Origin of the sequence: Pseudodesulfovibrio sp. lm2024 (assembly GCF_051175575.1) — a bacterium.
Lineage (GTDB): Bacteria > Desulfobacterota > Desulfovibrionia > Desulfovibrionales > Desulfovibrionaceae > Pseudodesulfovibrio > Pseudodesulfovibrio caledoniensis.
This window is the reverse complement of record NZ_CP195092.1, coordinates 2,461,392-2,482,794: the sequence shown is the minus strand read 5'-3', so window position 1 is coordinate 2,482,794 and position 21,403 is coordinate 2,461,392. Positions and strand designations below refer to the sequence as shown.

The following is a 21,403-nucleotide window of genomic DNA, read 5'->3' as shown; positions in this document are numbered from 1 at the left end:
AGTATCCCATGAAGCAAAGGCTCTTCGGAACCGACGGCCTGCGGGGGCAGGGGAACATCTTCCCCATGACCCCCGAGATCGCGCTCAGGCTCGGCCTGGCCGCCGGCCAGTATTTCCGCAACGGCAACAAGCACCACCGCGTGGTCATCGGCAAGGACACCCGGCTGTCCGGCTACGTGTTCGAGACCGCGCTGACCAGCGGCCTGTGCGCCAACGGCATGGACGTCTTCCTGGTCGGCCCCATGCCCACCCCGGCCATATCCTTTCTGACGCGGAACATGCGCGCCGATCTCGGCGTGGTCATCTCCGCCTCGCACAACCCGTTCATGGACAACGGCATCAAATTCTTCGACCGCCACGGCTTCAAGCTGCCGGACGAGGTGGAGGACGAGATCAGCGAACTGGTCCTAGGCAAGGACACCCAGTGGGACTATCCCCCGGCCGAGGACGTGGGCCGCGCCCACCGCATCACCGACGCGCCCGGACGGTACATCGTCTACCTGAAGAACAGCTTTTCCCCGCACCTGACCCTGGATGGGGTCAAGATCGTGCTCGACTGCGCCCACGGCGCGGCCTACGGCGTGGCCCCGTACGTCCTCGAGGAGCTCGGGGCCGAGGTCGTCACCGTGGGCGTGGCCCCGGACGGCCTGAACATCAACCAGAAGTGCGGCTCCCTCTATCCCGAGGTCATCGCCCGGATGGTGGTGGAGGAGGGCGCGGACATGGGCATCGCCCTGGACGGCGACGCGGACCGGCTCATCGTCTGCGACGAGAAGGGCCGCATCCTGGACGGCGACCAGATCATGGCCCTGTGCGCCCTGGAGCTGATGGAGAAGGGCGGGCTGCCGGGCAACATGCTCGTGGCCACGGTCATGTCCAACATGGCGCTCGAGCTGTTCATGAAGGAGCACGGCGGCCAGCTGCTGCGCACCGACGTTGGCGACCGCTACGTGGTCGAGGCCATGCGCCGCGAAGGCGCGGTGCTCGGCGGCGAGCAATCGGGCCATCTCATTTTCATGGACCATTCCACCACCGGCGACGGCTTGCTGGCCGCCCTGCAGCTGCTGCGCATCATGCGCGAGCGCGAGCGTCCCCTGTCCGAACTGGCCGGGCTGCTCGAACCGTTTCCCCAGGTGCTCCGCAACGTCCACGTCAAGCGCAAGATTCCCTTTGACCAGGCCCCCGAGGTCCAGGAAGCCGTGCGCAAGGTGGAGGCCGCGTTGAAAGGCAAGGGCCGCGTGCTGTTGCGCTACTCGGGCACCGAGGCGGTCTGCCGCGTCATGGTCGAAGGGCCGGACCCGGCGCTGGTCGAGCGGTATACCGGCGACATCGTCGAGGCGTGCGAGAAGTTTCTGAAATAGGACAACCACCACCGTGGAGGATCATATGGAAATCACCAAAGCCGTCATTCCGGTCGCAGGCTGGGGCACCCGTTCGCTCCCGGCCACCAAGAACGTACCCAAGGAGATGCTGCCCATCTTCCGCAAGCCCATCGTCCAGTACATCGTGGAGGAGGGCATTGCCGCGGGCCTGAAGGACGTGGTCTTCATCACCAACCAGAACAAGACCATCATCGAGGACCACTTCGACCGCAACTTCCTTTTGGAGCAGCTTCTGGAGCGGGCGGGCAAGACCTCCATGCTTGAAGAGGTCCGGCGCGTGGCCAACCTGGTCAACGTCATCGGCGTGCGCCAGAAGGAACAGCTCGGCCTGGGCCATGCGGTGCTCACCGCCCGCGAGGTCTGCCAGAACGAGCCGTTCGCGGTCATGCTCGGCGACGACCTCATGTTCGGCGTGCAGGCCGGCATAGGCGAGCTGCTCAAGGCCGCCCGGGAGACCGGCAAGGCCGTGGTCGGCGTCATCGAAGTGCCCAAGTCCAAGGTCAGCCGCTACGGCGTGATCAAGGGCGAGGCCATCGATTCGCACACCTACCGGGTGACCAACCTGGTGGAGAAGCCCAAGCCCGAGGAGGCCCCGTCCAACCTGGCCATCATCGGCCGCTACGTCCTGCTGCCCGAGATATTCGACATCCTCGAGGGCCAGCGCGCGGGCGTGGGCGGAGAGATTCAGCTGACCGACGCCCTGCAGGGGTTGGCCGACCAGGACAAGCTCATCGCGGTCCGGCTGGCCGGGCAGCGATTTGACGCGGGCGACTGGGTGGAATATCTCACCGCCAACATCTACTTCGCCTTGCAGGACGAAGAGCTGCGAGACGACCTGGTCAAGCGGCTGCAGGAACTGCTTTCCTGCTCGTCCTAAAACGCACTGAACCGGCGGGCGCGTGAGCGCCCGCCTTTTCGACCCGGAATCCAGAGAGAACATGAAGACCCTGTTGACGATCCTGATGGTGTGTCTGACCGCGCTTCCCGCCTTCGCCTTTGTGCCCGACGGTGAGGAACTGGCCGCGCGGCTGCAGAAGAACTACGGCCCCATGCGTTCCTGGCAGGCGCGGATGACCTTCCCGGACTATCCCGGGGTGTCCGTGGACCTGTGGTACGCGCGCGGCAAGTGGCGTCAGCAGTGGAAAGCAGGCGACAAGGCTGTGGCCGTGGGCTCGCTCGGCAACGTGGTCGGGGCGTGCACCGCCGGTCCCTTCCCGTTGTCGCCCCTGTTCGTCTGGATGGTCCCCCAGCCGGTCAGGACCTGGCAGTCCTGGGGTGTGGACGTGACCTCGGGCAGCTACGGATTCTGCGGCGAGGCCCCGTGCCTCATGCTCGGCGCGGACCCCGGCGACGAATCCAGGGCCGCCATCTATCTCAACAACGAGGACCTGGCTCCACTGACCATTCGCTACGCGTCGGACGCGGGCATGGTCACCGTGAAGTTCTCCGATTACCGGACCTATGCGGGCTACCGCGTGCCGCAGGAGGTCGTGGTCCGCTCGGGCCAGGGCGAGCTTGCGGCCGACGTGGAGTGGCTACGGCTCAACGGCGCGGACGGCGAGGAGCTCTTTTCCCGCGACGCGCTCGACCCCACGCCGTGCGCCGAACCGCCCATGCCGTTCGATCTCCTGCGCCGGACCTTCCATTATCCGCAGGCCAAGTAAACCAGCCATGGCCGATCTCTGGCAGGTAACGCTCGTCAGTCCGCCCTATGAGACGTGGACCTACGGGCTCCCTTCGCATTTTCCGCCCCTTTCGCCGGGCCAAAGGGTGATCATTCCGTTCGGCAAGTCCCACCGCGCGGGCGTGGTGGTCGGCCCGGCCGAGTCCGCGCCCCGTGGCGTGGAGATCAAGAACATGATCTGGCCGCTGGAGCTTACGCCGCTGCTGGACGGCGATTTCGTGGACATGGCCGTGAACCTGGCCTCCCGGCAGATGGTCCACGTGGGCCGCATCCTGGAGATCGCCCTGCCGCGCGGCCTGCGCACGGCGGCCGTGACCTTCAAGGTGGACCGGCACATGACCGAGCGCAGCCTGCCCCCGTCCATGCGTCCGCCCGACATCGCCAAGGCAAAGGACTTGGACCGGGCCGCGCTGGTGGACCTGTGGCTCGACGGGCGCATGCGCGTGCGCATCAACGCCAGGAAGGAAGCCGAGGAGCGCTTCGTCTCCCTGGAATCCGACCCGCCGTGGGCCGTGCGGCCCAACGCCAAGCGCCAGCTCAGGCTTCTGGAGCACCTCATGGAGAACGGGCCGCAGAGCCTGTACTCCCTGCGCCATACCCTGGGCGACTGGGCCCCGGACGTGGCCGAGAAGCTCGAAGGCGCGGGCGTGGTCCGGCTGGGCGAGCTGACCGCCGACCATCTGGCCGAGATCGACGGGGCGGGGCGTGACGGTGCGGATGATCCCGGCTGTGAATTTTCCCTGACCGACGAGCAGCAAACCGCCCTGGACGAGATGACCGAGACGCTGGAGAGCGGCGGGGGGGCGCACCTGGTCCACGGCGTGACCGGCAGCGGCAAGACCGTGCTCTACATGGAGATGGCCCGGCGGCTGCTGGAGCAGGGGCGTTCCGTGCTTTTCCTCGCGCCCGAGGTGGCCCTGGCCTGCCAGCTCTACCGCACCGTGGCCAAGCGATTCCCGCACTTTAGGACCATTTTCTACCACGGCTACCAGAGCCCCAAGAAGCGCGAGGCCTCCTTCCGCGAACTGGCCGGAGGCGAGGATCCGGTCCTGGTGGTCGGTACCCGGTCCGCCGTGTTCCTGCCCCTGCCCAACCTGGGCATGGTGATCATGGACGAGGAGCACGACGAGTCCTTCAAACAGGAGGACCGGCTGGCCTATCACGCCAAGGAGGTGGCCTGGTTCCGCACCGGACGCGGCAAGGGACTGCTCCTGCTCGGCTCGGCCACGCCCGACGTCAAGACTTTTCAGGCGGCCAGCGCCGGGCGCATCAGGGTATCGACCCTCAAGGAGCGGGTGGGCGACGCCCGGCTGCCCGACGTGGAGCTGGTCAACATCGCCGAGCTGGGTAGCTCCAAACAGCTTCTGTCCGACCGGGTGCGTGAGGCCATCCGCGAGACCGTCAAGGCCGGGGAGCAGGTCATCGTCATGCTCAACCGGCGCGGCTACGCCCCGCTCATGTACTGCCTGGACTGCGGCGAGACCGTGCGCTGCCCGGACTGCGAGGTGGGCATGACCTACCACAAGGGGCGCGAGCGGCTGGTCTGCCACTACTGCGGCCGGACCTATTCCTACCCGCTGACCTGCCGCAAGTGCGGCGGCGTGAATTTTATTCCCATGGGCGAGGGCACGGAGCGGCTCGAGGAGGCCCTGACCGACCTGCTGCCCGAGGACGCCAAGGTCCTGCGCCTGGACCGCGACGCCACCAGACGGCAGGAGCGGCTGGAGGAGATACTCGGGGCCTTCGGACGGGGTGAGGCCCAGGTCCTGGTGGGCACCCAGATGATCTCCAAGGGGCACCATTTCCCGGGTGTGACCCTGGTGGTCGTGGCCGACGGCGACCTCGGCCTGAACCTGCCGGACTACCGGTCCTCGGAGCGGACCTTCCAGCTGCTCGTCCAGGTGGCGGGCCGGGCCGGGCGCGGCGAGCAGCCGGGCCGGGTGCTTATCCAGACGCGCAACCCGGACCATCCCATCTGGAAGGAGATCCTGGGCGGCGACTACCAGGGGTTCTTCGACCGCGAGGCCTCCCGGCGCAACCTGTTCCGCTACCCGCCGTTCTCGCATATGGCCCTGGTGCGCATCAGCTTTCCGGCGGATTACGACAACGGCCCTGCGGCGCTGACCCTCATGGGTGAAGTCCTGCGTGAGCAGGGCAGGGCGCTCAATATCAACGTGCTCGGCCCGGCTCCGGCCCCCCTGTCCATGCTGCGCGGGCGCAAGCGGTTCAACTGCCTGCTCAAGTCCGACGACTGGGGCAAGGTCCGGGGGCTGTACGCGGCCATGGTCCGGGCCAACCCCGATCCGCGCAACGTGCGCACCGGGCTGGACCTCGACCCCCTGTCCACCCTGTAGGTGTCGACAGGGGCCGGGTTGTCGGCTAGGCTGTCCCCATTCTTCAACGACAATGAGGTAATCACCCCCTATGAAGCGTTTTTCCCTGTCCCTGTGGCTGTGCGCGGCTCTGCTCCTGTCGGCCGCGCCCGTCCTGGCCCAGACCTCCAAGGTCGGGTTCGTCAACCCGCAGCGGATCATCAACGAGTCCAAGATAGGCAAGATCGCCCAGGAAGACCTGGCCCGGCTGGGCAAGGAAAAGGACCGCCGCGTGCGCCAGGCCCTGGACAAGGTCAACAGGCTCCAGGAGGGCCTCAAGGAGGACGCCCTGTCCGTGAGTGAGCAGCAGAGCCGCGAGACCGAGCTGCGCGCCACGGTGCGCGACTACGAGCAGCTGGTCCAGAGCAGCAACCAGGAGATCCAGAGCGAGGAGCGGCAGCTCATCCGCTTCGTCATGCGCAGGGCCGATTCCATCCTCCGGGAGATCGCCAAGGAGCAGGGATTCACCATGATCCTGACCGACCCGGAGATCGTCGGGTACGTGGACGGCTCCATGGACATCACCGACCGGGTCATCCATGAACTCAACTCCATGAAGTAGGCGGTGACATCCATGCGCAGAATTTCCATCATCCTCGCCGCCGTCTGCCTGGCCCTGACCGCCGGACCGGCCTTCGCCTTCGGCAAGATCATGTATTCGGACCGCCCTCTGAACCTGCGCGACGCCCGCTCGCCCAGGGGAGAGTGGGTCGGCAGCCTGTATGCCGGGCAGAAGGTCCGGGTGGCCCATGAGAAGGACGGCTGGGTGGCCGTGTACGAGCCTACCGCTACCGACCCGAGCGAGGCCAGGGCGGCGGGCTACTCCAACGCCAAGTTCCTCAAGCCCGCGCGGGGCCGGTACGAGCCCAAGCCGTGGGGCGAGCTGGCCGCGTCGTCCACCAAGCTGAACATCCGCAGCAAGCCGAGCGTCCGGGGGGCCAAGGTCATGACCCTGCAGCCCGGCGAACGCGTGCTCGTCGATTTTCCCGAGGACGACTGGATCGTGATCTTTTCGCCCGACGCGACCATCCGCTCGCGCCTCAACGGCATCGGCTACGCCAGCGCCAAGTATCTGGAGCCCGTCACGGCGGCCACCCCGCCCGCACCGGCCCCGGAACCCGCGCCGACACCGGCCGCGCCCGTTGTCCGCCAGGCGGTGGAGCCGCCCGCGCCCGCCTCGGCCACGGAGGCGCCCGAGACCTCCCCGGCCATCCAGAGGGTGGCCCTGACCAACGAGGTCAACGTGCACCAGAGCCGGACCACCACGTCTCCGCTGGTTCGGACGCTCAGGCCCGGCGACGTGGTCCAGCTCGGCCTACTGCGCAACGGCTGGTACGCGGTCTTCAAGGCCAGCGACATGATCCGCTCCGAGAGCAGCTCCATCGGTTACGCCCTGCAGACCGCCATGCAGGCGAGCTCCCGTGAGGCGGGTATCGCCGTGGCTCCGGCCGCGTCCGTGGAGCCCGCCAAGTCGGCAGCGCCCGTGGTGTCCACCGAAGACCTCAAGGCCGAGGCGCTCAAGAGCAAGCGGCCCGCGCCCCGTGCTCCCGAGTCCGCGCCCGCCGCCAGGCCTGAACCCGCCCCCGCACCGGCCCCGGCGGCCAGGACCGCGCCCGCACCGGCCCGGCAGCAGACCATGGTCATAGACCGGTCCGCGTTCAAGGACGCCAAGCGGCCCGATCCCACGCCGGACCAGAACGCCCACGGCTACCGCTACAAGTTTTTGGAGAAGGCCGAAACCCGCGAGTACGGGCAGGTCTGGATCACCCTCAAGGTCTTCCTGGCCACCACTAAGCTGCCCGACCGCACGGCGTTGAAGGACTTCGCCTCCAGCCTGTGGAAGGAGCACCGGCGGGTGACCAAGAACGTGCTGGTGGAGGTATATCTGCCGGGCATGGACCTGGATGACCTGGCATGGGGCGTGGTCAAGTTCGACTACGACGCCATGACCGAGTTGTGGACCCGGCAGGCGACCCTGTTCGGCACCCGGTTCATGTAGTCCGCACCGGAGAAAGAAAGCCCCCGCGCGGTTCGCCGCGCGGGGGCTTTTTCGTTCCGTTGGCGCGGATCAGCCCATTTCCTGTTCAAGGAACAGGGGAACGGATTTATCGAGGGTGGTGCGCAGGCGCGGTTTCTTCTGCGGAGCTTTTTCCCCTTCGCGGGGGAGGATGTACAGGCCGTGGCAGCTCTGGCATTCCCAGTGGTTTTCACGCCGGTGCAGGTGGACCAGCAGCCCGTCGCGGTCGTAGCAGACCTGGCAGAACGGCCCCTTGCGTTCGCCGTCCTCATCGAGCCAGTACTTCTGCCCGTCGAATTGAATTTTCTCAGCCAGGTCGAGGACTTCCGCCACCTCGGCCAGCTGTTTCTTGAGGGCCTCATTCTCGTCGCAGACCGCCAGGAACTCGTCCTGGAGGCTCTTGAGCAGCGCCTTGCCTTCATCGAATCGTCCTGCTTCGAACAGGTCGAGAGCCCGCTTGAAACCGGTCGCCTGGAACAGTGTGGAAAACATGAACAACATCCCCCGTTGTATTATATGCCACGGGTGCCTTATCGGCTGGGTTCGCCCGGGACTTTAGCCTTAATGAATAACTTTACAGGGCTTGGAAAACCGCATAGGGTTTTCGTCAGCTAGGGGGGCCCTTGTGGCTGAGATGGATCGAGACGATCCGACCCTTTGAACCTGATTCGGACAATACCGACGGAGGGAAGCTGCCACAGGATGATATCTCGTCATCGCGTCGCGCTTGCTTCACATCGGAGGCAGGCGTTTTTTTTGGCACCGCGCCTGCAAGGAGACCGTTATGATCGTCACCATCAACGGCAAGGCGTCGGAGCTTGACGAGCCCCTGACCATTCTCGCCTTGCTTGAATCAAGAGAGATCGCGCCTGGGGCCGTGGTCGTCGAATGCAACGGGGAAATCGTTCCCGGCGAGTTGTTCGGCGATGTCGGCCTGAACGACGGCGACCATCTGGAAGTCCTCCGCTTCGTGGGCGGGGGATAGGAGCGAACATGAGCAAGGATACCTTCGAGATCGGCGGCCGGACCCTGACCAGCCGCCTGTTCACCGGCACCGGAAAATACGGCGACGACAGCGTCATTCCGGACGTCTGCGAGGCCTCGGGCTCCGAGGTCATCACCGTGGCCCTGCGCCGGGTGGACCTGGAGTCCTCCACCGGCAATGTCATGGATTTCATCCCCAAGCATATGCAGCTTTTGCCCAACACCTCGGGCGCGCGCACCGCCGACGAGGCCGTGCGCATCGCCCGGCTGGCCCGGGCCATGGGCTGCGGCGACTGGATCAAGATCGAGGTCATCTCGGACAACCGCTACCTGCTGCCCGACGGCTACGAGACGGTCAAGGCCACGGAGATCCTGGCCAAGGAGGGATTCGTGGTCCTGCCCTACGTCAACGCCGACCTGTATGTGGCCAAGGCCCTGGTCGATGCCGGAGCGGCGGCGGTCATGCCGCTGGGCGCGCCCATCGGCACCAATAGGGGGCTCAAGACCCGCGAGATGGTCCGCATCCTCATCGAGGAGATCGACCTGCCCATCGTGGTGGACGCGGGCATCGGCCGTCCGTCCGAGGCCTGCGAGGCCATGGAGATGGGCGCGGACGCGGTCCTGGTCAACACGGCCATCGCCACGGCCAGCGACCCGGCCATGATGGCCCGCGCCTTCGGCCGGGCGGTCCGCGCCGGGCGCGAGGCCTATCTGTCCGGCCCCGGCGCCAAGCGCGTCCTGGCCGACGCCTCTTCGCCACTGACCGGCTTTCTGGGAGGCGCGGCATGAGTTTCCACCCGCTCGTGGAGGCGTACGCCGAGGGACTGCCCGACGCGCGCTTTGACGACTTCACCGAAGAGGACGTGCTCCGGGCCATCAACCGGACCACGGCCACGGTGGAGGACTTCATGGCCCTGATGAGCCCGGCCGCCTCCTCCCTGCTCGAGGAGATGGCGCAAAAGGCCAGCCGGTTGACCGTCCAGCACTTCGGCAGGACCGTCAGCCTGTTCACGCCGCTCTATCTGGCCAATTTCTGCACCAACCACTGCGTCTATTGCGGGTTCAACTGCACCAACTCCATCCACCGCTCCAAGCTGACCCTGGACGAGGTGGACGCCGAAGGCGCGGCCATCGCGGCCACCGGGCTGAAGAACCTGCTCATCCTGACCGGCGACGCCCCGGCCAAGACCGGAGTGGACTACCTGGAGGCGTGCACCAGAGTCCTGAACAACCACTTTCCGTCCGTGTCCATTGAGGTCTACGCCCTGACCGAGGAGGAGTACGCCCGGCTGGTCAAGGCGGGCGTGGACGGCATGACCATGTTCCAGGAGACCTACGACGAAAAGCTTTACGCCGTGCTCCATCCCAAGGGTCCCAAGCGGGACTATCGGTTCCGTCTGGACGCCCCGGAGCGGGCCTGCAGGGCGGGCATGCGCGTGGTCAATATCGGCGCGCTGCTCGGCCTGGGCGACTGGCGGCGCGACGCGCTGCTGACCGGCCTGCACGCGGCCTACCTGACGCACAACTACCCGGAGACGGACATCGCCGTGTCCCTGCCGCGCATGCGCCCGCACGTGGGCGACTGGGAACCGGCGACCATCGTCTCGGACCGGGACATGGTCCAGTTCCTCATGGCGTTGCGCTTGTTCCTGCCCCGGGTGGGCATCACCATCTCCACCCGCGAGAACGCCGAGTTTCGCGAGAATATCCTGCCCCTGGGCGTGACCCGCATGTCAGCGGGGGTGTCCACGGCCGTGGGCGGGCACTCGGACGGAACCGGCGACGGGGAGAACACGGGGCAGTTCGACATCAGCGACGCGCGCGGCGTAGACGAGGTCTGTGCCGCCCTGCGCGACAAGGGATACCAGCCGGTGTTCAAGGACTGGGAGCCCATTTTCGAAACCAAGGGAGAAGCCCTGTGAACACTGTGGAGCAAGGGATCGCCGCCCATATCGGCGAGGAGAACCTGGCCCGGCTGCAGTCCGTGACGATCGGCATAGCCGGTTGCGGCGGGCTGGGGTCCAACTGCGCCATGCACCTGGTGCGCAGCGGGTTCACCCGGTTCGTGCTGGTGGATTTCGACCGTGTGGAGTTCTCCAACCTCAACCGTCAGGCGTTCTTCCGCGACCAGGTGGGGCAGTACAAGGCCGAGGCCCTGGCCGTGAACATGCGCGCCGTGAACCCGGACCTGGACCTGGACATCTATGTGGAGCGGGTCGACGTGGCCCGGGTGAAGAAGCTGTTCGGCGACTGCGACGCCGTGGTCGAGGCGTTCGACCGGGCAGCGGCCAAGAAGCGGCTGGTCGAGGCCCTGCTCCCCCTGGGCAGGCTGGTGGTCTCGGCCTCGGGCATCGGCGGGTGCGGCGACGGCGACGCCCTGGCCACGCGCAAGGTCCGCGACAACTTCTATCTCATCGGTGACGGCGTGACCGAATGCTCCCTGGACACGCCGCCCCTGTCGCCGAGGGTGGGCATCGCGGCCGCCAAGCAGGCGGATGTCATCCTGGCCCACTTTCTGGGCCCATTGAACAGCAAGGAGGGCGTGTGATGGCCTGCAACCGCCATAACATCCTGGACACCGACCTGTACTGCCTGACCGCCGAGAAGTTCTCCAACGGGCGGTCCAATATCGAAGTGGTACGGGAAATGCTCGACGCGGGCGTGAAGCTCGTCCAGTACCGCGAAAAGGAGAAAAAGGCGGGCGCGAAGCTCGAGGAGTGCCGCGCCATCCGTGAGATGACCCGCGAGGCCGGGGCCGCCTTCATCGTCAACGACGACATCGACATCGCCATCCTGGTGGGCGCGGACGGCGTGCACGTGGGCCAGGAGGACCTGCCGGTGGAGTGCGTGCGCGAACTGGTCGGCCCGGACATGGCCATCGGCCTGTCCACCCACAGCCCGGAGCAGGCCCGAGACGCCATAAGGCGCGGCGCGGACTACATCGGCGTGGGGCCAATCTTCCGCACCTACACCAAGGACGACGTGGTCGATCCGGTGGGCTTCGAATATCTCGACTATGTGGTCGCCAACCACGACATCCCGTTCGTGGCCATAGGCGGCATAAAGGAACACAACCTCGGCGAGGTGGTCCGGCACGGCGCGCGTTGCGCGGCCCTGGTCACCGAGATCGTCGGGGATGCTGATATCACAGCAAAAATAACCGCCCTCCGCAATCAAATGGAAGCGGCGAAGGAGTAGAATCAATGTCATACACCACCCAGATGGACGCCGCCCGCAAGGGCATCGTCACCCCCCAGATGGAGACCGTGGCCCGCAAGGAGAACATCCGCGTCGAGGACCTCATGGAGCGGATGGCCCGTGGGGCCGTGATCATCCCGGCCAATAAGAACCACAAGAACCTGGACGCCGAGGCCGTGGGCGAGGGCATGCGCATCAAGATCAACGTCAACCTGGGCATTTCCAAGGACTGCTGCGACGTGGAGCCCGAACTGGACAAGGTCCGGGCCGCCCTGGACATGAAGGCCGAGGCCATCATGGACCTGTCCTGCTACGGCAAAACCCAGGAGTTCCGGCAGAAACTGGTCGAGATGTCCCCGGCCATGATCGGCACCGTGCCCATCTACGACGCGGTCGGTTTCTACGACAAGAATCTCCAGGACATCACCGTGGACGAGTTCTTCAAGGTGGTCGAACGCCACGTCCAGGACGGCGTGGACTTCCTGACCATCCACGCGGGCTTGAACAAGCACACCGCCGAGAAGGTCAAGACCGCGAAGCGGTTGACCAACATCGTCTCGCGCGGCGGCTCCCTGCTGTTCACCTGGATGGAGATCAACAACGCCGAGAACCCGTTCTACGAGCACTTCGACCGTCTGCTGGACATCTGCGAAGAGTATGACGTGACCCTGAGCCTCGGCGACGGCTGCCGTCCCGGTTGCCTGAACGACGCCACCGACGCCTGCCAGGTGGAGGAGCTGATCACCCTGGGCGAGCTGACCAAGCGCGCCTGGGAGCGCAACGTCCAGGTCATGATCGAGGGTCCCGGCCACATGGCCATGAATGAGATCCCCGGCAACATGATGATGGAGAAGCGGCTGTGCCACAACGCGCCGTTCTACGTGCTGGGCCCGCTGGTCACGGACGTGGCTCCGGGCTACGACCACATCACCGCCGCCATCGGCGGGGCCATCGCGGGGGCGTCCGGCGCGGACTTTTTGTGCTACGTCACCCCGGCCGAGCATCTGCGCCTGCCCACCCTGGAGGACATGAAGGACGGTATCGTGGCCACCCGCATCGCGGCCCACGCCGCCGACATCGCCAAGGGGTATCCCGGCGCGGCCGAGTGGGACAACAACATGGCCAGAGCCCGCGCGGCCCTGGACTGGGACGCCCAGTTCGCCCTGGCCATGGACCCGGTCAAGCCCACGGAGTACCGCAAGTCCTCCGAGCCCGAGCACAAGGACTCCTGCACCATGTGCGGCAAGATGTGCGCCGTGCGCAACATGAACCGCGTGCTTGAAGGCAAGGACATCCAGCTGGACGACTAGTCCGGCTCCTTTCCGAACGAAATCGGCCCCGGAGACGTTGCGTCTCCGGGGCTTTTTCATTGCGCTCCGTTCCCTGTTCCTGTCGTTTTTCGCCGTCCGTTTTCTGTTCGGAAAACAGACAGTGTTCCCGTTGCTGTTCGAATCCTGCACAGGTCCAATTTTTCGACCGTTTCGGTCCGGTTAATCGGGCCTGTCTTTTTTCGCGACCTGATTTCATTGGAGTTCCCGCCCCGGATCCGGGAAAAGCGCGGTAGCGCGGCCACTCTCCGGCATGGGGGGTGCAATCCGGCGGGTGCCGTCACGAACGCATGGACGGCGACCATGAACCCATCAACCCGAAACCAAAGGAAGTGACCCATGAGTGAGACGATGCGAGCCGCAGTATGGCATGGCAGAGAGGATGTCCGTGTGGAGACCGTTCCCGTTCCCCCGTCCCCTCCGGCGGGCTGGGTCAAGATCGCGGTTCAGTGGTGCGGCATCTGCGGGTCCGACCTGCACGAGTACGTGGCCGGTCCCATATTCATCCCGGTGGACGCCCCGCATCCCCTGACCGGGAAACAGGGCAGCCTGATCCTGGGCCACGAGTTCACCGGCACGGTGGTGGAGGTCGGCGAGGGCGTGACCAAGGTCAAGGTCGGCGACATGGTCGCCCCGGACGCCTGCCAGCACTGTGGCGAGTGCGTCACCTGCCGGGCCGGGCGGTACAACGTCTGCGAGAAGCTGGCCTTCACCGGGCTGCATAACGACGGGGCGTTTGCCCGGTACGTCAACGTCCCGGCCGAACTCTGTTTTGTCCTGCCCGAGGGCGTGTCCCCCGAGGCCGGGGCGGTCATCGAGCCGCTGGCCACCGGGTTCAAGGCCGTGCGCGAGGCCGGTTCCATCCTGGGCGAGACAGTGGTGGTCATCGGCGCGGGGACCATCGGCCTGGGCACCATGATGGCCGCCAAGGCGGCGGGCGCGGGCAAGATCATCGTCCTGGAAATGTCCGCCGCAAGGACCGCCAAGGCCATGGAGTGCGGTGCGGACGTGGTCCTCAACCCCCGCGAATGCGACGCTGTGGCCGAGGTCAAGGGTATGACCAACGGCTCCGGGGCCGACGTGTCCTTCGAGTGCGTGGGCAACAAGATGACCGGCCCCCTGGCCGTGGACATCATCCGCAACGCGGGCCGGGCCATCATCGTGGGCATCTTCGAGGAGCCCAGCGAGTTCAACTTCTTCAGCCTGAGCGGCACGGACAAGCGGGTCATCGGCACCCTGGCCTACACCCTGGAGGACTTCATCGGCGTGTCGGCCCTGCTGGCGGGCGGCGCGCTCAAGGCCGAGCCCCTGATAACGGGCCGCATCGGCCTGGAGGACATCGTGGAAAAGGGGTTCCTGGAGCTGATCAACAACAAGGACGAGAACATCAAGATCCTCGTCAAGCTGGGGGAGTAGCCATTCCCGAAATCGTGATGATTGGCGGGGCGTTGTAGCTCCGCATGGCGCGGGCCGTCTCGTCGGGGCGGTCCGCCTTTTATTCGGGTTTGCGCCCGTAGGCCACGAACACCGGGTCGCTGACGCCTCTGGTCTCGATGAATGCGGGGTCGTCGCGGTCGCGCCAGTCGTTGCGCATGGAGACCGTGCCGAGGCCCTCGGTGAACCCGGCCATGCGCAGGTATTCCAGGGCCACCCCCATGCGCTCGAACGGGTGCAGTTCCCCCCAGCCCCTGATGGCCCGGTCCGGGTCGAAACGGTCGGTGAAGGCCAGGACCACGGGCGCGCCGGGCGTGAGGAAGTGGTCGATGTAGCGCAGGATGTCCACGGGCCGGTCCATGTATTCCAGGGTGCAGAGACAGGCGGCCGCGTCGTATTTGCCGCTGGGGCGCTCGGAGTCCGGGGAGAGGTCCAGGACGCGCATGCCGGGCTTCGCGAACCGGGCGAGGACGCGCTGGTAGTTGCGCAGTGCGGCCGCGTCCGGCTCGGGCGGCCGGAAGTCCTCGCCGAGGTCCGCGGCCCGGTCGAAGAAGGCGGGGTGGAAAAAGTCCGGCGGCTCGCCGTCGAGCAGGGCCTGCATGCCCGGCCCCCAGTCGCAGGCGGTCTCGCGCCAGTGGGTCAGTGAGCCGTAGGTGCCGGTGTCGCGTTCTTCCAGGTACTGGATTCTCGCCTCGATGGTCACCGGCACGTCGGCCAGGGGGTGGTTGCGGTCGGCGGTGAAGGTCTCGTCGTCGAGATCGGTCAGCCGAAACGGGGTCAGGGTGTCCGGGTAGACGTCCAGCAGGCCGTCGATATGCCCCTGCGGGTAGAACCGGCCCTGGCGGAAGATGATCGGTACGCCCGACACGGTCTTGCGCCGCAGCCGGTCGCGGCCGAGGGTCAGGACCAGACTCTCCTTGCGGCGGGGGATGCACAGGCGCGGCTCAAAGGTGAAGGCCACGGACTCCCCGGCCCGCTTGCCCTCCAGGGCCTCGCGCATGCCGCGCGGGAAGATGTCGTTCGCCGGGTTGACCTTGCGGCCCAGAAACCACTCCTCATGGCTACGCCCGTCCCGTTCCCAGGTCACGGTGAATTCCAGCGCGCCGATGGCGTTGTCGTTGAATACGGTCATGGTGCAAGGATAATGGACATAAAAAAGGCGGGGTTGCAAGCCCCGCCTTGAAGTGTCCGCGACAAAGCGCTCTAAGGCCCGAGCAGACGGGAGAGGATGACCACGCCGGTGACGAATTGGCCCAGCGCCAGGAGCAGGAGCAGCAGGTTGGCCGCGCCGTGCAGGATGGGCATTATCGTGCGCTTGGACTTTTTGCGGTCCATGTACAGGCCGGTGGCGGTGCCGAAGGCGATGAGCCAGAGCATGGCCCCGGCCACGCCCTCGTGCAGTTCATAGGCGTCGGGGATGCCGTGGAGCATTTCGGTGACCACGGACCCGCCCACAGCCCCGGCTACCCACAAGCCCATGACCACCAGACCGTACCGGGTGTGCCCCTTCCATTTGAAGGCGGTCTTTTGCCTGAGATGGGTGAAGCGGGCGCGGTTCATGCCCTGCCAGGCCACCCACAGGGCCAGGAGCAGGGTCAGGGTCATGAGCGCGGGGTGGGCCAGGATGACGAGGACGGGGACGCCGCCGGTCCGGTCCTCGGGGCTGTCCTGAGTCGGACAGTTCAGGGCCGCGCGGACCTTGGCGTGGTCCGGGTCGGCGAGCAGGGCGACCAGGTCCGGGACCTGGTCCGGGCCCACGTGCGCGCCATTGGCGATCATCCGCCTGACCGTCTTGGTCCAGAACTCGTCTCTCCTGTCCACGTTCCGGCAGATGCGCTCCACCGAATGGCAGGCGAGACAGGGCTTGATCTGCGGGGCGGGATCCGCGGCCGGTGCCGGGAGGGCCGTCGCAAGCCAGCACAGGGCCGCCAGGGTGGCAAGGTGCGGTAGCCGGTTGAGTCGCGTCGCGAGAAAAGAAGCGATATGGTTTTTCATGGTTCCACCTTATAACCGATATGCGGGGTCCTCCGTCAACCTTTTGGGCCGATTCTTCACATACTGACACATTCTGTGCGTAAAGGAGGGTATTTATCAAGTTTTCCACAGGATAACCAAATGAAATCCAGCCTGTTTTGACAAAGAGTGGCGTTCGTGGTAGGAATGTTCAAAACTTTTCCCCGATACACCGACCCTTTACTCGCAGGAGGTTCACGTGGCGGAATCGGCTTCTTCTCATCCTTCCATGCAAGTGGATATTCCCGAGCCCGGCAAAGTGGCCGAGTACACGCTTTCTTCCGATGTGCCGGTCAAGTTCGGTTTCTTTGTCTCCGAGGTGCTGTTCTCCTGCGACGGCAAGGACCTGGTCCTGACCGGAGAGCACGGCGGCGTGGTCGTTTTCAAGGATTACCAGTCCATGGCCGAGGATGGGGCGCTGCCCGTGTTCGAGCTGCATGGCGGCGAGCAGGTGCCGGGCGACATTTATCTCTTCGCCTTTTCCAATACCGCTCTGGAGGTGGAGACCGCTGCCGGGCCGCTCCCGGCCCAGACCGAGGGCGTGGAGATCGAGGACCAGACGGATGAGCGGGGCGGGCTGATTTCAGGCGGGGAAGAGCATTCCGCCCTGGATTCGGTCCACGTCTTTGACCATGGAACGGCCTTGGCCCATGACGGGCATGGCATCCTGACCTATACCGAGCTCTTTTCCGACAGCCACGGCGAGCTTTTCCTCCACCACGGCGACGAGGCTGGCTACGTGCCCGCCTTGTTCGGCGCGGAACACTGCGGACCTGCGGTCGATGTGGCGTTCTGCTCATTCGCGGACAGCTTCGATCCCATGGACGACGCCCTGCAGCAGGTCATGGATTTCCACCACCTCCTCTAGGACATTTCTCATCAAGAATATTCAAAGCCCGGCCTTGAAGCCGGGCTTTTTTGTTGGCGATCCAACCTGATCCCATATTGCGCGCCGAAGGCGCATTATGGGGTGCAGGGGTGCGAACCCCTGCCCGCCGGAGGCGAAATCATCCATTTGCCGCCGCGAAGCGGCATCCAACTTCCGTCTTTCCCTCAAATAAAAAAAAGCCGACCGCAGTATTCCTGCGGCCGACTCGTTCAATCAAAGCGGGAGTGCGGTTAAACGTAGAAGGCCGTGACCCCGATCATGGCCAGGAGGTAGAGCAGACCGAAGATGCCGCCCAGCGCCCACCAGCGCGCCTGGCTGATGAAGCCCGCGCCGTACCAGATGGGCGAGGGGCCGGTGGCGTAGGGGGTGATGATGCCCATGAGGCCGAGGGAACCTGCCAGCATGAGGGCGACCTTGGGCAGCATCTCGGGCGGCAGCAGCGGTGCGGCCGTGGCCATGAACAGGGGCAGCAGGGCCGTGGTGTGCGCCGTGGTGCTGGCGAAGAAGTAGTGGAGCACGAAGAAGAGGACGACGAGCAGGACCACCACCGAGGCCGGAGCCATGCCGGTCAGGTTGGTGGAGATCATGTTGCCCACCCAGTCGAGCACGCCGGTCTTCTTGAGCCCGGCGGCCATGGCCACCAGGGTGGCGAACCAGGTCAGGACGTTCCAGGCACCCTTGTTGGTGATGACGTCCTCCCAGGTGATGATGTCGGTCAGGACCATGAGGGCGAGGACGAAGATGGCGGCCACGGTGGAGTTCACGTGCAGCTGCTTGCCGAATATCCAGAAGATCAGGGCCAGGATGGCGTAGCCGAGCATCATCAGCTCCTTGGTGCTGATGGGGCCCATCTTGCGCAGTTCCTCGGCGGCCCAGGCCGGCGCCTCGGGCGAGTGCTTGAGGGTCGGCGGGAAGAGCACGTAGCCCAGCCACGGGGTCAGTATGAACAGGGGCAGCATGGCCGGGATCATGATCTTGGCCCAGTCGCCCCAGCCGATGGAGATGCCCACGCTCTTCTGGATCATGTCCACGGCCAGCAGGTTCGGGGCCAGGGCGGTCAGGAACATGGAGCTGGTCACGCAGGTGGCGCTGATGCCCACCCAGTGGAGGTACGCGCCCATCTTGCGCGGCTCGTTGTCCGGGGTGGAGTTGAACATGGGCGGGATGTTGCTGGCGATGGGGTAGATGGTGCCCGCGCTGCGCGCGGTGTTGGACGGCATGAACGGGGCCAGGATGGCGTCCGAAAAGGCGATGGCGTAGCCCAGGCCCAGGGTGGACTTGCCCAGGAAGCGGATGAGCAGCAGGCTGATCCGCTTGCCCAGGCCCGTCTTCTGGTAGCCCAGGGCGAACATGAAGGCCGAGAAGATCAGCCAGATGACGCCGTTGGAGAAGCCGGACAGGGCCCAGTTGCGGTTGGCGGTGGGGCTGGGGTCGATGAGCCCGAGCACGGCCACCAGGGCGACGCCGGACAAACCCACCAGGGCGGCCGGAACGGGCTCGATGATCAAGCCGACCACCACGCCGACGAAGATGGAGAGGAAATACCACGCCTGGGGGGTCAGTCCCTCGGGTGTGGGCAGGATGGCCATGAGAACGGCCACGATGACCGGGGAGAACTTCAGGAGAGTCTTCATGCTATGAACCTCGTCTTGGTGCATTGGTGCAGTGAAGTTTGAAGAGGTGAACGATCGCCATGCCGGTAACGCTTGCACCGCCGGATATATTTCATCCTATTCTCTCCAATGCCAGATTGGAATTGTACAGTCAATCAAGGGGATGGGATGATACGAAAAGTACCGGTCGGTTCGCGAAGAAAGCGCGGCAAAGGGATTACGGGACGGGGGAGCCGGGCGGCGTGCGGCCGGGAAAGCTGCGGGAGCAGCGGAATATAATTGTTGTCGGGACGATACGGTGCTCGAATGGAAACAGTCGGCAGGGGCGAACGCCGGGGAAGGCGTTCATATCCACTCGGGAGCGGGACGCTTTGCGTATCGGGAGGAATTTCGTGGACAGGAGATTGGCATGGCTGGGGAGGGTCGCGGCGGCGGTCGCATTGTTGATGATGGCCCAGCCCGCATCCGCAGCGCAGCGGAGGATATTGCTCATCCAGAGCTATGATCCGGATTTGCCGTGGAGCGGACAGTGCGAGCGGGGCATTCGCGGCGCACTGCCCGAGTCGGTCGTCCTGGACATCGTCTACCTCGACACCAAACGCAAAGCGCCTGACGAGTACCGCGAGAACGTGGACCGGGCCGTGGACCGTTTCCATGACACCAGGCCCGATCTGGTCATGCTGGGGGACGACAACGCCCTGCGCATCCTCGGGCCGACCATCGCGGACAGCGGCGTCCCGGTGGTCTATTTCGGCATCAACAACAATCCCCGCCGGTATTTCCACACCCTGCCGCCCAACGTGGTCGGCGTCATCGAGCGCATTTCGCTGTTCCACTGGATCCGGGTGCTGACCCGGGTCGTGCCGGAGGCGCGGAACATTCTGGTGCTTATGGACGACAGTCCCACGGCCCAGGCGATCTTCGACACCAGCTTCATGGGGCGGCAAGCCGTTGCCTTCGACGGTCGGATCGTGAACTGCTTCGTGACCGCCGATTGGAACCGGTGGCGGCAGGTGGTCCTTGCCGGGGCGAACGATTTTATCGTCATGCCCACTTTTCACGTCCTTGAAGATGGGGCCGGGAAGCATGTCGATTACGAAACCGTGGTAGCCTGGACCTCGGAGCACAGCCCCACGCCCGTTTTCACCACCCAGGATTACGCGGTCGGCGACAGGGGTGCGGCCGGGGCCCTGGTCGTGGTCGGCGAGGAGCACGGAACCATTGCCGGACGGCTGGCCTCGGCCATCCTCAGGGGCGAGGACATGGCGCATCTTTCCGCCCTGGCAAACCAGCAGGGGAGGCTCTTCTTCAACAAGACGCAGTTGCGCCGGTTCGGGATCGTCCTCCCCCCTGATCTGGCCGAACGGACGGTTTTCCGCTAGCAGCGCACTTGACCCGCCGGAACATAGCCGGGGAAAGAGGGTTGGGGAGCGGTCGGGGGCGGCCTCTTGGCACAGGGGGGGCTCCAGGCCGCCTGAACAAAAGAAAAAGCGGTTACATCCATTCAGATGTAACCGCTTGATTTCATTGGTAGCGGGGGCAGGATTTGAACCTACGACCTTCGGGTTATGAGCCCGACGAGCTACCGTACTGCTCCACCCCGCGACACGTGAGAAGCAGGTTCTAGGTTGATGCCGGTTTTTTGTCAACAGCAAATGTAGAGAAATTCCAAAAAGATTTCCCGGGTCGCGTAATCCTTGACCAAACGGGGAAATGGGCAGCAAAAAGTTTACAACCGCGCCCGAATTCCGTAGAGAATCACCCCTATGAGCAACGCAGAAAAGTTTTCCGTGGTCCTGCCCGTATACAACGAGCAGGACAACCTGCAGACCCTGTTCGCCGAGATCAGGGCTGCGGCCGACTCCACGGGCCGCCCTTGGGAGGCCGTGTTCGTGGACGACTGCAGCACGGACCGAAGCCTGTCCATCATTCGCGAACTGGCCGCGCGGCACCCCGAGGTGCGCTACGTGGCCTTTGCCGAGAACCGGGGCCAGTCGGCCGCCTTTTGCGCCGGATTCGACGCGGTGGAGTCCGACATCGTGGTCACCATGGACGCGGACCTGCAAAACGACCCGTCCGACATCCCGGACATGCTCGCCGCCTTCGGCGACGACTGCGAGATGGTCATCGGCTGGCGGGCCAGGCGCAGGGACACCTTCATCAAGCGTATCTCGTCAAGGATCGCCAACAAGATCCGTGACTCCATCGTGGACGACGGCGTGCACGACACGGGCTGCTCCCTCAAGGTCATGCGCACGGATTTGCTGCGCCGCATCCCCCGGTTCAAGAACATGCACCGCTATTTCCCCATCCTGATGAAGATGGAGGGCGCGCGCATTCACGAGGTCAAGGTCAACCACAGGCAGCGCGGGGCGGGCGTGTCCAAGTACGGCACCCTGGACCGGGCCCTGGCCGGCATCTGGGACCTCATCGGGGTCAAGTGGCTCATCACCCGGCACATCGGCTACACCGTCAAAGAGAAGAAATAG

General features: G+C 65.2%; 20 protein-coding genes, 1 tRNA gene and 1 riboswitch. Of the genes, 16 read left to right on the top strand and 5 right to left on the bottom strand.

What is annotated here, in order from left to right:
* Nucleotides 1-8 precede the first annotated feature (8 nt).
* The 6 genes from glmM to ACR42D_RS11840 all read left to right on the top strand — a co-directional run bounded on the left by glmM (nucleotide 9) and on the right by ACR42D_RS11840 (nucleotide 7,437).
* Nucleotides 9-1,361 carry a phosphoglucosamine mutase gene (gene glmM, locus ACR42D_RS11865; RefSeq protein WP_484567016.1) on the top strand — a complete coding sequence of 451 codons (1,353 nt, stop codon included), beginning with the start codon at nucleotides 9-11 and terminating at the stop codon, nucleotides 1,359-1,361.
* Nucleotides 1,362-1,386: 25 nt separating this feature from the next.
* Nucleotides 1,387-2,259 (top strand): UTP--glucose-1-phosphate uridylyltransferase GalU, encoded by an 873-nt coding sequence (gene galU / locus ACR42D_RS11860; protein WP_484567015.1) that lies wholly within the window; start codon nucleotides 1,387-1,389, stop codon nucleotides 2,257-2,259.
* Between the two features lie 22 nt (nucleotides 2,260-2,281).
* Nucleotides 2,282-3,046: a hypothetical protein gene (locus ACR42D_RS11855; RefSeq protein ID WP_484567014.1), complete on the top strand. Its 765-nt coding sequence runs from the start codon at nucleotides 2,282-2,284 to the stop codon at nucleotides 3,044-3,046.
* A 7-nt stretch (nucleotides 3,047-3,053) separates the two neighbouring features.
* Nucleotides 3,054-5,420 carry a replication restart helicase PriA gene (gene priA / locus ACR42D_RS11850; RefSeq protein WP_484567013.1) on the top strand — a complete coding sequence of 789 codons (2,367 nt, stop codon included), beginning with the start codon at nucleotides 3,054-3,056 and terminating at the stop codon, nucleotides 5,418-5,420.
* 70 nt (nucleotides 5,421-5,490) lie between these two features.
* Nucleotides 5,491-6,000 carry an OmpH/Skp family outer membrane protein gene (locus tag ACR42D_RS11845; RefSeq protein ID WP_484567012.1) on the top strand — a complete coding sequence of 170 codons (510 nt, stop codon included), beginning with the start codon at nucleotides 5,491-5,493 and terminating at the stop codon, nucleotides 5,998-6,000.
* A gap of 12 nt (nucleotides 6,001-6,012) precedes the next feature.
* Entirely contained in the window at nucleotides 6,013-7,437 is a 1,425-nt protein-coding gene (locus tag ACR42D_RS11840; protein WP_484567011.1) for an SH3 domain-containing protein, read from the top strand.
* A gap of 69 nt (nucleotides 7,438-7,506) precedes the next feature.
* Here ACR42D_RS11840 and ACR42D_RS11835 read toward each other — a convergent pair whose 3' ends face one another.
* Nucleotides 7,507-7,947 carry a hypothetical protein gene (locus ACR42D_RS11835; RefSeq protein ID WP_484567010.1) on the bottom strand — a complete coding sequence of 147 codons (441 nt, stop codon included), beginning with the start codon at nucleotides 7,945-7,947 and terminating at the stop codon, nucleotides 7,507-7,509.
* Between the two features lie 111 nt (nucleotides 7,948-8,058).
* A riboswitch (TPP riboswitch) is annotated at nucleotides 8,059-8,162 on the top strand.
* Nucleotides 8,163-8,239: 77 nt separating this feature from the next.
* Here ACR42D_RS11835 and thiS point away from each other — a divergent pair.
* From thiS to ACR42D_RS11800, 7 genes are all read left to right on the top strand, one after another.
* A complete protein-coding gene (gene thiS / locus ACR42D_RS11830) occupies nucleotides 8,240-8,440 on the top strand; it encodes a sulfur carrier protein ThiS (RefSeq protein WP_484567009.1) in 201 nt (66 codons plus the stop codon).
* Nucleotides 8,441-8,448: 8 nt separating this feature from the next.
* On the top strand, nucleotides 8,449-9,228 hold the full coding sequence (locus tag ACR42D_RS11825) for a thiazole synthase (RefSeq protein WP_484567008.1): 780 nt from the start codon (nucleotides 8,449-8,451) through the stop codon (nucleotides 9,226-9,228).
* Nucleotides 9,225-10,361, top strand: coding sequence for a 2-iminoacetate synthase ThiH (gene thiH / locus ACR42D_RS11820; protein WP_484567007.1), 1,137 nt, complete (start codon nucleotides 9,225-9,227; stop codon nucleotides 10,359-10,361). Before ACR42D_RS11825 ends, thiH begins: the two co-directional genes overlap by 4 nt.
* On the top strand, nucleotides 10,358-10,987 hold the full coding sequence (gene thiF / locus ACR42D_RS11815) for a sulfur carrier protein ThiS adenylyltransferase ThiF (RefSeq protein WP_484567006.1): 630 nt from the start codon (nucleotides 10,358-10,360) through the stop codon (nucleotides 10,985-10,987). The genes thiH and thiF overlap by 4 nt, the downstream gene beginning before the upstream one ends.
* Nucleotides 10,987-11,637 carry a thiamine phosphate synthase gene (thiE, locus tag ACR42D_RS11810; protein WP_484567005.1) on the top strand — a complete coding sequence of 217 codons (651 nt, stop codon included), beginning with the start codon at nucleotides 10,987-10,989 and terminating at the stop codon, nucleotides 11,635-11,637. The genes thiF and thiE overlap by 1 nt, the downstream gene beginning before the upstream one ends.
* 5 nt (nucleotides 11,638-11,642) lie before the next feature.
* On the top strand, nucleotides 11,643-12,947 hold the full coding sequence (gene thiC / locus ACR42D_RS11805; RefSeq protein ID WP_484567004.1) for a phosphomethylpyrimidine synthase ThiC: 1,305 nt from the start codon (nucleotides 11,643-11,645) through the stop codon (nucleotides 12,945-12,947).
* Between the two features lie 408 nt (nucleotides 12,948-13,355).
* The gene (locus ACR42D_RS11800) at nucleotides 13,356-14,381 is read left to right on the top strand and encodes a 2,3-butanediol dehydrogenase (RefSeq protein WP_484567003.1); all 1,026 of its coding nucleotides are present in this window, start codon (nucleotides 13,356-13,358) and stop codon (nucleotides 14,379-14,381) included.
* 79 nt (nucleotides 14,382-14,460) lie between these two features.
* Here ACR42D_RS11800 and ACR42D_RS11795 read toward each other — a convergent pair whose 3' ends face one another.
* Nucleotides 14,461-15,531 (bottom strand): hypothetical protein, encoded by a 1,071-nt coding sequence (locus tag ACR42D_RS11795; protein ID WP_484567002.1) that lies wholly within the window; start codon nucleotides 15,529-15,531, stop codon nucleotides 14,461-14,463.
* 71 nt (nucleotides 15,532-15,602) lie between these two features.
* Nucleotides 15,603-16,394 carry a DUF4079 family protein gene (locus ACR42D_RS11790; protein ID WP_484567001.1) on the bottom strand — a complete coding sequence of 264 codons (792 nt, stop codon included), beginning with the start codon at nucleotides 16,392-16,394 and terminating at the stop codon, nucleotides 15,603-15,605.
* Nucleotides 16,395-16,611: 217 nt separating this feature from the next.
* Here ACR42D_RS11790 and ACR42D_RS11785 point away from each other — a divergent pair, with 217 nt between their 5' ends.
* Nucleotides 16,612-17,280 carry a hypothetical protein gene (locus ACR42D_RS11785; protein WP_484567000.1) on the top strand — a complete coding sequence of 223 codons (669 nt, stop codon included), beginning with the start codon at nucleotides 16,612-16,614 and terminating at the stop codon, nucleotides 17,278-17,280.
* A gap of 251 nt (nucleotides 17,281-17,531) precedes the next feature.
* On the opposite strand, the gene ACR42D_RS11780 is transcribed toward ACR42D_RS11785, so the two are convergent.
* On the bottom strand, nucleotides 17,532-18,935 hold the full coding sequence (locus tag ACR42D_RS11780) for an anion permease (protein WP_484566999.1): 1,404 nt from the start codon (nucleotides 18,933-18,935) through the stop codon (nucleotides 17,532-17,534).
* 371 nt (nucleotides 18,936-19,306) lie between these two features.
* Here ACR42D_RS11780 and ACR42D_RS11775 point away from each other — a divergent pair, with 371 nt between their 5' ends.
* Nucleotides 19,307-20,296 (top strand): ABC transporter substrate-binding protein, encoded by a 990-nt coding sequence (locus ACR42D_RS11775; protein WP_484566998.1) that lies wholly within the window; start codon nucleotides 19,307-19,309, stop codon nucleotides 20,294-20,296.
* A 146-nt stretch (nucleotides 20,297-20,442) separates the two neighbouring features.
* Here the strand turns inward: ACR42D_RS11775 and ACR42D_RS11770 are convergent.
* Nucleotides 20,443-20,519: transfer RNA gene (locus ACR42D_RS11770), tRNA-Met, on the bottom strand.
* A 161-nt stretch (nucleotides 20,520-20,680) separates the two neighbouring features.
* Here ACR42D_RS11770 and ACR42D_RS11765 point away from each other — a divergent pair.
* Nucleotides 20,681-21,403 (top strand): glycosyltransferase family 2 protein, encoded by a 723-nt coding sequence (locus ACR42D_RS11765; RefSeq protein ID WP_484566997.1) that lies wholly within the window; start codon nucleotides 20,681-20,683, stop codon nucleotides 21,401-21,403.